The organism is Bradyrhizobium sp. 25ACV (genome assembly GCF_054863005.1).
Map to the genome: position 1 here is coordinate 1 of NZ_JAVAYO010000001.1, position 12,516 is coordinate 12,516.

Consider the following 12,516-nt stretch of genomic DNA (forward strand, 5'->3'; position numbering starts at 1 on the left):
AGGACTTGACCGTAGCAACGACGGCCAGGACCACACGGTTTTGCCGTACGCACGGCCCGCCATTTCGCCGCAGTTTTTCCAGGCCCCGTCGACGGAGCCGGAAACTTACAGACGAGACGAAGCCTGGCAGCGCCGTCGTCCGCACGCGGTTACGGGCTCACAGGGACTACCCGCCCTGCCCGCGCCTCTCGTGCCGACGCTGCCGCGTCCACCGCAAGCCCGGCTCGCGACAGTGACGACACATGATCGCCCCTCTTGGGTGAGCCGGGATGGGCAACACATACGCCGAAACCGAATTTCGGTAAAGTGGAATATTTTTGGCGACGAGGATTGACAGAGGGCGACACAGGCTCGGTCCCGCAGCCCGGATGAGCGCAGCGACATCCGGGATCGGCGCGAGTCGCGGCACGGCGATGGATACGGACGCGCGGATCCTGTTCAGCGGCATCGAGCCGGGCAGCGCGAAAGCGCAAGAGCCTCGTTTGCGCCCTCAGTCGTGAGCGCCCGACATTTCGTCGTGCTTCAAGTGCCGCCTGCGGATATTGCGGGTGACGATCCAGACCACGGCCACGGCAACCGGCACGAAGATCGCGGTTGCCAGCGAAGGCTCGACATGCAGGCCACCATCATGGGCGCCCTTGGCGAGGTAGCCGAACAGGCTGACGACGTAATAGCCGATGGCCGCCACCGACAAGCCTTCGACCGTGCTCTGCAGCCTCAATTGCAACCGGGTGCGCTCGTCCATCGAGCGCAGCAGATCGCGATTCTGCTCCTCGAGCTCGACATCGACGCGTGTGCGCAACAGATCAGCCGCGCGCGCGAGCTTGATCGACAGATCGGCCTGCCGGTCCTCCATCGTCGCGCAGGTGCGCATCGCAGGTGCCATGCGGCGGGCGAGGAAGGAGGACCACGTCGGATAGCCCGCGATCTCGCCGCCTTCGATCACGGCGAGCCGGGCCTGCACGATGTCGTTGTAGGCGCGGCTGGCGCCGAACCGAAACGAGCTGCCGGCAGCTCCCCTTTCGAGCGAAGCCGCCAATGCGGTCAGTTCCGTCAGGAGATGGTTGTTGAGCTTGAGATCCTCGGCGCCCTGCATCTCCTCGAGCACTTCGACGAGCCGCCGGCCGATATGATCGACAGAGGGCGCAAGCTCGAGCGCGGCGGGCAGACCGAGCAGCGCCAGCGTGCGATAGGTCTCGATCTCCAGCACACGCTGCACGAGGGCACCGAGCCGGCCGGGCGAGAGGCCGTCGTTGCAAACGAGGATGCGGACGAAGCCCTGATCATCGGTGCGAAAGTCGGATGCGACGACGGCAGGTCCGCTGCGGACCGCAGCGATGGCGAGACTGCCTCTCTCGAACAGCTGCTGCGCACGCTCCAGCGCCGCCGAAGTCTGCTCGGCCTCGAGCTTGACCGCGACCAGCAATTGGCCGGATTGGCGCAGAGACCGGATCAAGGTGGCCGACTCGTCGCCGATCTCGCCGAACCGGCGCGCGGGCGCCTGCGGGCTGCTCAGGATCCAGGTGAAGGTGCTGAACTCCGAGTGTTGCTCCCAGCGCAGCTGGGTGTCACCGATCGTCACCTGGTGATGCTTGGTTCCGGCGTCCGGCGGCGCCTGCCCGTGCGACATGCAGAATGCCACGAAGCTCTGCCGGTCCGCCGCAGCGACCTCGCCTTGGCCGAGAAAGGCAAAGCGGAGCACCGTGACCGGCGCCGTCAATCGGGTGAATGGACGCGCATGCACCTCGGCCAGCACCGCACCACGCTGCGGATGCAGTTCGAAGTCGGCGAGATCGAGGTCACGGTTCATCGACGGTCCCCTGGTGGGCTTTCAGGCCGCGATGTGCCGCCAACCTGGCCGTTCACTACCACAACACACCTCGCCTGCAACGCATCGCGCGTTGCGAGGCCATTTTTCCCCGCGGAGACTTTCGCCGCCCACGACCTGACCAGACCTAGAACGTCCCGGCGATGGTAAGACGGACCGTCAACGGCTCCACGGGGTGCAGCACGTAGTCCATCACGCCGTTCTGACAGACTGAAGTTGGCGCAGTGCCCGATGCGCAGAGGTTGTAGAGCGTATCGGTCTTGAGCAGCGAGCCATAGGCATAACTGATCTGGTTCGCCCTCGTGTTGAGGAGGTTCAACACGTCGAGCTGAAGGCGCCAGCCATTGTCGATACGATAGCCGAGGCGGCCGTTGAAAATGCTGGTCGCAGAGGAACGGAACGCGTTGTCCTCGGTCAGTGGGCTCGACGCCAGATAGCGCCAGCGCAAGGTCCCGAACCAGCCGGTTCTCTCGCCCAGCGTGACGCCTGCCGATGCCACCATCGCCGGCGCGTTCGGAATGTAGTTGCCGGGCGCATTGCCGATCTGCGCCTCGGGATAGCCGGCGAGCGAGGCATAGACGTCCGCCTGCTCGCTGTCATAACCGCGGAAGCGTGCATGGGTCATTGCGAGATCGGCGTCGATGTCGATCCAGGATCTGGGCCGGTAGTGGTTGGTCCATTCAAAGCCGTAGCGGCGGCTGGCGCGGGTCGCCGACGTGTCCCCGGCATCGCCGGAGAACAGGATCTCGGAATCCTGATCCAGGATGAAGAGGCTGAGCGAGGTGTCGAGGCCGGGAACGATCCTGCTGCGCACGCCGACCTCTGCACCCTTGGTGCGCACCAGGAGCGGCGATGGCGTCAGCCCCGTCGCGGGGTCGCTGGGATCCTCCGTCGTGGTCGCGCCGCGGGCGTCGTTGGAGTGCATGCCGTAGCCGGCGCCGAAGAAGAATTCGGTCTGGTTGAACGGACCGAGCACCATCCTGAATTTCGGGCTGCCGAGCGCGGCGTCGGTGCGGCCGGAATTGTTGGCATTGAACCGCGAGGTGACGTCGGCGGCATAATAGTCGCCGCGCCAGCCCACTGTCGTCCTGAGCCAGTCAGTCCAGCGCACCGTGTTTTCGGCATAGACGCCGACGCTGCCCTCGCCGACCTTGTCGCTGCGAACGCTGGCAAGGAAGCCGCGCTGGAAGGTGTTGGTGAGCGCGAGATCAATCGCATCATAGCGCGACTGCAGGCCAAAGCTGGTCTGCATCGGCAAGCCCGCCAACGCGCCGTTCAGCGTGCGCGAGATGTTGGCGCCCGCCATCAGGCGATCGTCGTGCTGGTGGAACTGGTCGCCGAGCACGGGATCGCTGAGGAAGTAGGTGAAATTGTTGAAGAGGTCGAGCTGGCTCTTCACGACATAAGCGTTGGCTTTCCAGGAGCCGAGATCGTCGCTCTGCGCGATGCGGCCCGAGAGCGCGAAGCGGTTGGTGTTGCCGCCGTCGCTTGGATCTTCCGAGCCGAAGCGATCGAGAAAGCCGGATGCGATCGCGCGCTGCGGGACCTGGTCCGTCGAATTCCATTTGTTGGCGTAAGCCATGCCGGTGACGGAGACGCCGTCGGTCGCGGTGCCCTGGCTGAAGCGCACGAGGCCGTTGAGCTTTCGCAATTTGTCCGGATTCTCCCACGGACCGTTGTAGGTCCCGATCTCGCTGGCCACGAGCACGGAGCCGTCACCGGCCTTCGCGGAGTCCATGCCGAGCAGGCGGCGATAGCCGAAGCTGCCGGCGGTCACCTGCGCTATTCCCCTGGTGCGGTCGATCAGACCGATATGGACGCTGCCGGCCGAGGCGAAATCGCCTTCGTCGGCGAAGTACGGACCCTTGCGCACATCCACTGCGGCGATGGTTTCCGGGATCAGCCAGTTGAGATCGGCATAGCCCTGGCCGTGCGCGTGGGTGCGCATGTTCACGGGGACGCCGTCAACGGTGATGGCAAGGTCGGTACCGTGGTCGAGATTATAGCCGCGCAGGAAATACTGGTTGGCTTTGCCCTCGCCGGAATGCTGCGTCACGATGAGACCCGGTACGGCTTCGAGCGCTTCGCCCGGCCGCGTGAAAGGGCGTGCATTGATCTCCTCGCCCGAGACGGAGATCTCGCTGGCCATGCTGGGCTGGCCCTTTGCACCCGAGGCGACGCTGCGCACATCCGACGCTTGCGCCGCTGCCGGATACACGGGGATGCGGTGATCCGCTGGCGACGGCCTGCCGGCCCGGCGCGATGCGACCGGCTTCTTGCGCCCCGCCGTCTCGCCGCCGCCGATCTGGATTGGCGGCAGCTCGCGTGAGGTGCTCTCGCTCTGCGCGAAAGCGCGGCCGTCATCCGCGAGCAGAACCAGGGCCGAGAGTGCCGTCAGCGCGCCGCCGCCACGACAGGGCTCACGCCACTTCGGTCGCATCGGCGCATGCCAGAGCTTTCGTCGGCTCCCGGTGTCGGCCGTCAGCAAAGACGCGGCGATAGAGCACGACCGAGACGAGCCAGGCGACCGCGAACAGCACGATCACGGCAAAGCCGACATTGGCGAGGGACTCGTTGAGGCCGTCGACCAGCGTCCACACTCCTCCGGACAGATCGAGCCGGTCGGCGATCAGCCCGAGCGCCTCGATACCGCCGATGAACAGCGCGACCGCCACCGAGGCGCCGGTGATCGTGAGATTGTACCAGAGCTTTCGCAAGGGGTCGACGAAGGCCCATCGATAGGCGCTCACCATCAGCGCGGAATCGGCGGTGTCGACCAGCGCCATTCCCGACGCGAACAATACAGGGAAAACCAGCACGTCGGCGACCGACGCTCCCCGCGCGGCTTCAGTTGCTGAGATGCTGAGCAGGCCGATCTCGGTCGCCGTGTCGAAGCCGAGCCCGAACAGGAAGCCGAGCGGATACATGTGCCAGGGTTGTGTGACCAGGCGGAACAGCGGTCCGAGCAGTCGCGCGAGGACGCCGCGGTTGGCGAGCAGCCTCTCGAGGCCTTCGGCGTCGTGAACCCCCTGCTCCCGCGTCGCGCGAAACGTCCGCCACAGGCCGACGAAGATGACGAGATTGATGGCCGCGATCACGAGCAGGAACAGCGCCGACACCGACGTGCCGATGAGGCCGCCGATCTCCTTGAGCAGGCTGTCGCCGCCAAGGCTCACCACGCCGAGCGCGAGCAATATGGTCGCGACCACGACGACGGTGGAATGGCCGAGCGCAAAATAGAGGCCGACGCTGCGCGGCGCGCCACCCGTCTGCATCAGCTTGCGCACGACGTTGTCGATGGCGGCGATGTGGTCGGCATCGACGGCGTGGCGCAAACCGAACACCCAGGCCAGCAGCGCAGTCGCCAGCACCGTCGGCCGATCGCCGAACAGCGCGAAGGCCCAGGCCCATGCGGCGATGTTGGCGGCGATCAGCCCCCCGAACAGCACCACCGTTCCGGACTCGACCGCCCGCGAAGTCCGCCTCACCGCCTGCTCCATCCACCTGATCCCGCAGTATGACGTTTATCAAGAACCCTCATACTGGCAAGAGCAAGAGCCGCGCCACTTTTCGGCCTGGCGGCCGAAAGGGCTCACCGAGACGGAAGTCACCTCGTTGATTCAATGGAGACTTTTTTAGTCCGGCGCATCACGGCGCCCGAGCGGAATGCTGGGCTGCGTTTCACGCAAGCGCGTGCGCGGTCACATATCCACGGTCATCGACAGGAGATATGTGCGCGGTGCTCCCAGGAAGAACGTTCCGAACGAAGCCACGCTGGACCAGTAACTCTCACCGGTCACGTTCTGGATGTTTGCGCGGAAAACCGTCTTCTTGCCGTTGATCGCGGTGGTGTAGCGAGCGCCGAGGTCGAGCCGCGTCCACTCGGGAATCGGCTGCTTGTTCGCGGCGTCGACGAACTGCCTGCCCGTGTAGATCACGGCTCCGTTCACGGTGAGCCCCCTCATCCACGGGAGGTCCCACTCCGCGCCGATATTGGCCTGTATGTTCGGAACGCCGATCGGCGTGTTGCCCACATTGGCCGCGACGGCGGTCTTCGTCAGGGTGCCGTCCAGCAGCGAGATGCCTCCGAGGACACGAACATCCGGCAAGAGTTCGCCATAGACGTTGAATTCGAGCCCGCGGACACGTTGTTCGCCTGTCGCCGCGAAGCGCCCGGCGGAGAGTTCGCCGCTCGCCTTCGATATCTCGAACGCGCTGAAGGTGGTTGCGATCCGGCCGAACTCCACTTTGATGCCGGCCTCGTACTGCTTGGCGACGTAGGGCTGCAGCACTTCGCCGAAATTGGACGCGTTCTGAGGAGCCACGTCGCCCCGGGCGAGACCTTCGACGTAGTTCGCGTACAGGGAGATATTGTCCACGGGCCGGACGACGAGGCCGACCACAGGGGTGACAGCGCTCTTGTCATAGGACGACGTCGGTGTCCCGACATTGGAGGAATAGTTGTTCGCCTCGATGCCCTGGCGCCGGACGCCCAAAGTCAAGAGGACGCGCTCATTGAGCACGGACAAGGTGTCGGCAATCGAAAGCCCGGTAAGCTCGCTATCGGAGAGCCGCGGGCGGTCGCTGATCTCGTTCGCGAACTGAGTTGGCGCAACGGTCGGACTGTAGATGTTCGAGGTGACCAGACTGCCATTGGTGAGCCGCCGGTGCAGCGCGTCGTGATAGACCGAGGCCTGGAAGGCGACGGCATGGTGGACGAAGCCGGTATCGAAGCGGGCGCGAACACCGCCATCATATGTAGTTCGATCGATGCTGAGGCCGAAGTACTGGGGCGTTGAGGTCGTATTGCCGCTCGTGTTGACGATGGTCGGAAGACCGAAGAACCGCTCGACGTTGGTCTTGGAGCCGCCGACATCCGCGAACAGCGTGACCTGCTCGGTGAGATCGTATTCGGTCCGCAGCAAGGCGGACTGGTCGTTGATGCGCGACCATTCCCAGGGCTGGGTCACGTTCAGCTTGCCGTCCGGCGCCTTCGGCACCTGCAGGCCGGGAGCCATCAGAAAGGGACGTGACGGCGCGTCGAACCGATCGGTCTGGGCGATGAGATAGAGCCAGGATCTGAACCTTTCGCCTTGATAGTCGAGCGCCAGCGATCCGACACCTGTCGTCTCGGACTGGCGGTCGATGGGCGTGTCGCCGCCGCGGACGCTTCCACTGGCGCGTACGCCCCATTCCTTGCCATCGCCGTAACGCCTCGCAACGTCCCAATGACCGCCGAAACGTGCGGTCGAGCCGTAGCTCGCGGTCAAGCGGGTCAGATCTTCTTCCGCGCGCTTGGGCACGACATTGATGACGCCGCCAACGCCGCCATTGGGCGCCATGCCCGAGAGCGCGGCCGAGGGACCTCTGAGCACTTCGATGCGCTCGACGTAGTCCGTGAAGATTCGATATGTCGGCGCGATTCCGTAAAGGCCCTCGAAGACGAACTCACCGTTATTGCCTTCGTTGATCGGGAAGCCGCGTATGTTGAAGGAATCGACGATACCGCCCGTCGGGTGGGAACTTCGCACGGAGGGATCGAGGATCAGGGCATCCGCACCCGTTGCCGCCTGTTGATCCCGAATGAACTTGTCCGTGTAGCTCGTCGCGCTGAAGGGTGACTTCATGGTGGTGGTATTTCCGAGCATCCCCAGTCGCGCGCCTTGAGCGACCTGCCCGCCGGCAAATGGCGGGACGACAGCCGGTTGCGATTGCACTGCGACCGTCGGGGCTTGCGGGGCGCGCCGTGACGTCGATCGGACCCGCGCGTCGTTTCGCCTGGTTGGCGCACGGCGAACCGACTGTTGCGTCGGAGCTTCGACAGTCACGGGCGGAAGGGAGCTGCCGCCCTGAGGCGTTTGGGATTGAGCAGGCGATTCGAACCACGTCAGCCACGCCACACCACCCAGCAGCGCCGCACCAAAGCGAGCTACCGTCTTATCCCCACCCGCACGTCGCATTCCAGAAAGTCCTTCATCAATAGCGCGCAGCCCGCCGTGAAGCGGCTTCCGCGTTTGGCCAGCAACGACCATGAAACGAAGAGCAGCTCTTCGTATCCGAGCTCGGCCGGCATGCATGGCCCGTCAATCAGTTGCTCTGCAGACGCGCACGCGCGTTTGCTGCCTTCGTCTTGGCTGCAACATCCGAATGTCAGCGATCTGCATCGCCTCTTTAAAAAGACGCCATCGTGACGGCAACGCAAATGCGTGCGCGTGGCTTAGAATGCCTCGATCATCGCCAACTGGGAGGAGAATGTCTGGAACGATTCAAATACGCTTTGGATGATTCCAGATCGGCGCGGTCAAAATGCCGCAGGAAGGCTTGCTCGGAGTGCGCTCGTCAGGAACGCTTCGGCATCATCACTTCGTTGCGGCGGCCTTTATCGCGACGACATCTGCCGCTGAGACGCTCTATCTCAGCGAGATCATGATCTGGCTGATGTTGGCCGCAAGCTCCAGGCCGGCTTTCGGCCCCTGCATCACGATCGTCACCCCCTTCTCATTGCGCAGGTGGACGCCGCTGACGCCCCCGACCAAAGCGAAGCCGCCACCGACGGAGCTGTAGGTGCCGGCGAAGTCGCCGACCTCGCGGATACCCGAGGCCCAGCCGTCGAGCCGGCCGATCGTCGCGCCGGCGGTGATGCCGAAACTCATGCCCGTAATTTTGAAGGGATACTTATTGCCCCGATAGGTCAGCACACCGCTTCCAGCGCCACCGCCGACAAGGAGACCCGCCTTGACGATCTTGGCGCGCACGTGACCGGCGGCTTGCGCGAAGGACGGCGTAGCCGGCACTGCGAAGCCCATCACCAGCACCAGCATCGCAATCAGCCGACATGCGCGCAGCCGCGATGCCATGATCCGTTCAAGGCTTTGCGGCATCGACTTTCTTCCAAGTCTGGTCGGGATCGAACACTGTCGTGCGCGGCGCGATGAAATCGGTCTTCGCCCCCAGATCCTTCTGGTAGACGGTGCCGGCGTGATTGACCAGGAAGGTCATGATGCCCGAATTGCCGTACTCCGCGGGCCAGGCGATCAAGGCGAAACCACCGATCATCTTGCCCTTGACGACGTAGTTGAGCGCGCCGCCGGGCGCATCGCGGCCCTGGCCCTTGAGGATGTGGAAATAGTAGCCGTGATAGGGCGCAGGTCCGACGTCGCCTGCACGATAGCCTTCCTTCGAAGCCTCGGCCACGAGCGCGCCGAGCGGGCTCGGGTCGCTGTCGTCGCGCCAGAACAAGCCGTCCTTCTTGCCGGGCGATGAGACGATGCGCTGCGCATAGACGCCGGCACCCTCGCCGCGGTCCTTGTCGGCGTATTCGTTCTGCGCGTCGACAAAGGCGAGCGCGGTCTGGATCGCGTCGAGCTCGTTGCGGCCGATGCGACGGCGCAGCACCTCGATGCGTCCCTCGTCGGTGTCGAACTCCCAGCCGGCCTTGGTATTGACCAGCGGAATCGGGAACGGGAAGTCATCGGGCCCCAGCATCAGGGTCGCAGTCTTGTTGCCCTCCGCCTTGATGCCGTGCTTGGTGTCATACATCGACGTGAAGCGCTGGCGGATGTCGTTGTCGGCGATCTCGTCGCCGGACGAGACGATGTCATCTGCGGCGCGGCCCAGCACTTTCAGGATATCATCTGGTCCGTTCTTGACCGCGGCTGCAAGCGCTGCCGCTGCATCTTCCGGCGTCTTGAAGGATTGCTGCGCCTGCGATGCCGAGCCGAGCAGCGCCAGCGCCACGAGTCCCGGTAACATCGCGCGACGGAATGATTTCAAGCCGGTCATGGCGTCACCTCCGCAGGGATCTTCGCGCCGCGGGCGAGCCAGTCGCCATAGCTGCGGAATGTCAGTCCGAGTTTTTCGTAGCGAACCCGCAGATATCCATCGCTGCCGCGGGTCACGGCGGCAGGCATTACCTGCTCGACCTCCTGTGCCATGACACCGACATAGGCTTTGTCACTGCCGATGTAACTGAAGCGGTAGTAGCCGAGGCCGCTTGCGAGATGGCCGAGCAGGACGACATCGTGCTTCAGCGCGATGTCGGAACGCCGGCCACCGCCGCCACCTCCGCGGCCGCCACCACCGCCGCCTCCGCGGAATCCACCGCCGCCACCGCCCCGCATTGCCATTCCGCCACCGCCGCCGCGGCCGGCCATGCTCGGTCCGCCGCCGCCACCGCGCGGCATGCTTGCCATGCTGGATCGTCCGCGCGCGGACGCCGCCGCGGCCGAGCGGCCGGAGGAGACGTTCATCGCACCGCCGCGATTGCCGCCACCACGGTTGGCTGCCGCACCGCCGGCGGCGCGGTTGGCGGCCTTGGCGCGATCTCCGCCGCCCTTGTTTGCAGCCTTGGCGCGGTCACCACCGCCCTTGGCACGATCCGCGGCTCCAGCGCGATCGCCCCCGCCGGGCCGATCGCCGCGGTTGCCCGCACGATCACCCGCACGATCGCCCGCGCGATCTCCTGCGCGATCTCCGGGACCACCACGATCACCGGCACGGTCACCGGCGCGATCGCCGGCCCGGTCTCCAGCACCTTGGTTGGGACGCAGCACCTGGTTGCCGTCACGGCCGCGGAAATCCATCCGGTCCGACACGCCGGCCTTCAGGTTGTTGTTGCCGAAACGCTGCTGAACGTTGCTGTTGTTGTAGCGCACGCCGCCGCGATGCGCCGGATTGTGCTGCCAGCCATTGCCGATATTGGTGGTGCGATGATTGACGTAGACGTTGCGGTTGCCCCAATTGCAGCCGCCGCCCCAATAATTGCCCCAGCGCCCGATCGCCCAGGCGGTGCCGAAAGCGAGGCCCGCCGCAACCACGCCGGCGCCGATATAGGACGGGTAGCCCCAGTAATACGGCGGATACTCCGCATAGGGCCAGCTGCCATAGACCGTCGCCGGATCGTAATATGGCACGTACATCTCCGCGGGATTGGCCTGCTGGATCACGACGACCTGCTTGCCTTCCTGCGACTGGACACTGACCTTCTGCTGCTTGGTGGTGACCAGCTTCTTGTTGTCATAGGCCTTGTTGCGCAAGCGCTGGATCGCGTCCATCACGTCGGGCTGCTGGGCGAGGAAGGCATCACCGAGCTTCTTGGTCCATTCGAGCTGGTCGCTCATCATGGTCAACACATCGGCGGTGCTGGCCAGCGCCTTGATGCTGTCGTCCCAGGCCTGCTTCTCGACCTCCGTCTTCAGCGCATCGCCCTTCAGGGTCTTGCGCTCCTTCAGCCAGCGGTCGGCCTGCACCACCTCCAACGGATAGGTTGAGGCGGCGAGCACATTGGCAAGGAGCTCGTCCGGATAGAGCGCGATCGGCGCCACCAAGGCCTCGAGCTGCTCCGGCTTCAGAAGCTCGGCCGTCGGCGCAGGCGGAGCAGCCGGCTGTCCTTGCGGAGACGGGGCCGCCGGCGTCGTGTTGGTTTGCGCCGTTGCGGCGAACGATGTCGCCATGACGACCGCAAGCGCCATCAGGATCTTGCCGCAGCGAAACATTGCATCCTCCCTTGCACTTCCAGGGGGACGATCGGGCCGGGACGCAGACGTTTGTTGATCGAGATCAACGAAACGAGGCCCTCATGGCTGCTGCAGCGCGAGAGCCACGCGTCATTCGATCAGTTCGGCGTCCATCAGCAGGCGGCCCGGCACCGTCAGCCCGAGCGCATTGGCCGCCTTCATGTTGATGACGAGCTCGAACCTGGTGGCGAATTGCACCGGGAGCGATCGAATCTCGGTGCCGCGCAGGATGCGATCGACATAGCCGGCGCCGTCGCGAAACTGCTGGGTGAGATCGGCGCCATAGGACATCAGCCCACCGTTCACCGCGTAGAAGCGGACCGCGAAGATCGCGGGCACGCGGCGCTGCGTCAACAGTGCGATCGTCATCGCGCTCTGGGTCCCGAAGAAGCCGCCATCAGGGAGCACGACGAGGCCGCCGCCGTCGCGTGTCGCGGTCTCGATGGCCGCCGCGATCTCGGCCCCGCTCCGGACACTGGCACCGGTGACCTTGAGACCGAGCCGGTTTTCCATCTGGTGCGCCGCCTGAAGATAGAACGGCGCATAGGGCGACGATTCCGGATTGAACAGCAGCGCCGCGTGGCTCATCCCCGGCACCATATCCTTCAGCAGACCGAGCCATTTCCCGCTCATCGAGTGCTCATAGAGCGAGAAGCCGGTGAGATTGCCGGTCGGCCGCGCCAGATTGGCGACGAGGCCGGTCCCGACGGGATCGGAGAGGCCGACGAAGACGATCGGAATTCGCTGCGTGGCATCGCGCAGCACCCGGGTCGTGCCCGTGCTGGTCGAGAGCAGCACGTCCGGCCCGGCGGCAATCAGCTCGAGCGCCTCCAATTGCTGGCGTGCCGGGTTGGGACCCGGCCAGCGCACCTCCAAGCGATAGTTCTGGTTGGCAATCCAGCCGCGATCGGTGAGCCCCTGCTGAAAGGCATCGACACGCATCTGCGCGCCGGGATCGCCGGCGACATTGCCGGTCAGCACGACGACGAACGGCGGTCTGTCCTGGGCCCGAGCCAAGACCGGGAACGCAGCCGCCGCACCAACCAGCGACATGAACTCGCGGCGTCTCATCGCCACCGACACTCCCCACATGCGCCCCCATCCCGGTCATCGCGCAATTGCGAGAAGGAAACGGCTTCGCCGAACCTGCGGGCTTGATCGAGATCAAGATAC

Annotated in this window: 8 protein-coding genes; all 8 read right to left on the reverse strand. The window is 65.0% G+C overall.

Features of this window, described 5'->3' with window-relative positions; translation table 11 throughout:
- Window positions 1-490: 490 nt before the first annotated feature.
- Window positions 491-1,810 (reverse strand): DUF3422 domain-containing protein, encoded by a 1,320-nt coding sequence (locus RAD04_RS00005; protein ID WP_461622110.1) that lies wholly within the window; start codon window positions 1,808-1,810, stop codon window positions 491-493.
- A gap of 145 nt (window positions 1,811-1,955) precedes the next feature.
- The gene (locus tag RAD04_RS00010; RefSeq protein WP_461622111.1) at window positions 1,956-4,268 is read right to left on the reverse strand and encodes a TonB-dependent receptor; all 2,313 of its coding nucleotides are present in this window, start codon (window positions 4,266-4,268) and stop codon (window positions 1,956-1,958) included.
- Window positions 4,249-5,328 (reverse strand): HoxN/HupN/NixA family nickel/cobalt transporter, encoded by a 1,080-nt coding sequence (locus RAD04_RS00015; RefSeq protein WP_461622112.1) that lies wholly within the window; start codon window positions 5,326-5,328, stop codon window positions 4,249-4,251. The genes RAD04_RS00010 and RAD04_RS00015 overlap by 20 nt, the downstream gene beginning before the upstream one ends.
- A 201-nt stretch (window positions 5,329-5,529) precedes the next feature.
- Complete coding sequence (locus tag RAD04_RS00020; protein WP_461622113.1) at window positions 5,530-7,455, reverse strand: TonB-dependent receptor; 1,926 nt, start codon at window positions 7,453-7,455, stop codon at window positions 5,530-5,532.
- A 783-nt stretch (window positions 7,456-8,238) separates the two neighbouring features.
- Window positions 8,239-8,709, reverse strand: coding sequence for a hypothetical protein (locus tag RAD04_RS00025; RefSeq protein WP_461622114.1), 471 nt, complete (start codon window positions 8,707-8,709; stop codon window positions 8,239-8,241).
- Window positions 8,693-9,610 carry a DUF2950 domain-containing protein gene (locus RAD04_RS00030; RefSeq protein WP_461622115.1) on the reverse strand — a complete coding sequence of 306 codons (918 nt, stop codon included), beginning with the start codon at window positions 9,608-9,610 and terminating at the stop codon, window positions 8,693-8,695. Before RAD04_RS00030 ends, RAD04_RS00025 begins: the two co-directional genes overlap by 17 nt.
- Window positions 9,607-11,322, reverse strand: coding sequence for a DUF3300 domain-containing protein (locus RAD04_RS00035; protein WP_461622116.1), 1,716 nt, complete (start codon window positions 11,320-11,322; stop codon window positions 9,607-9,609). The genes RAD04_RS00030 and RAD04_RS00035 overlap by 4 nt, the downstream gene beginning before the upstream one ends.
- A gap of 111 nt (window positions 11,323-11,433) precedes the next feature.
- Window positions 11,434-12,414, reverse strand: a complete 981-nt coding sequence (locus tag RAD04_RS00040) for an ABC transporter substrate-binding protein (RefSeq protein ID WP_461622683.1) — start codon at window positions 12,412-12,414, stop codon at window positions 11,434-11,436.
- Window positions 12,415-12,516: the final 102 nt, after the last annotated feature.

Excerpts from the sequence above, each read along its gene's own strand:
- RAD04_RS00005 (WP_461622110.1), bottom strand. The coding sequence starts at position 1,810 with ATGAACCGTGACCTCGATCTCGCCGACTTCGAACTGCATCCGCAGCGT.
- RAD04_RS00010 (WP_461622111.1), bottom strand. The coding sequence starts at position 4,268 with ATGCGACCGAAGTGGCGTGAGCCCTGTCGTGGCGGCGGCGCGCTGACG.
- RAD04_RS00015 (WP_461622112.1), bottom strand. The coding sequence starts at position 5,328 with ATGGAGCAGGCGGTGAGGCGGACTTCGCGGGCGGTCGAGTCCGGAACG.
- RAD04_RS00020 (WP_461622113.1), bottom strand. The coding sequence starts at position 7,455 with ATGAAGTCACCCTTCAGCGCGACGAGCTACACGGACAAGTTCATTCGG.
- RAD04_RS00025 (WP_461622114.1), bottom strand. The coding sequence starts at position 8,709 with ATGCCGCAAAGCCTTGAACGGATCATGGCATCGCGGCTGCGCGCATGT.
- RAD04_RS00030 (WP_461622115.1), bottom strand. The coding sequence starts at position 9,610 with ATGACCGGCTTGAAATCATTCCGTCGCGCGATGTTACCGGGACTCGTG.
- RAD04_RS00035 (WP_461622116.1), bottom strand. The coding sequence starts at position 11,322 with ATGTTTCGCTGCGGCAAGATCCTGATGGCGCTTGCGGTCGTCATGGCG.
- RAD04_RS00040 (WP_461622683.1), bottom strand. The coding sequence starts at position 12,414 with ATGAGACGCCGCGAGTTCATGTCGCTGGTTGGTGCGGCGGCTGCGTTC.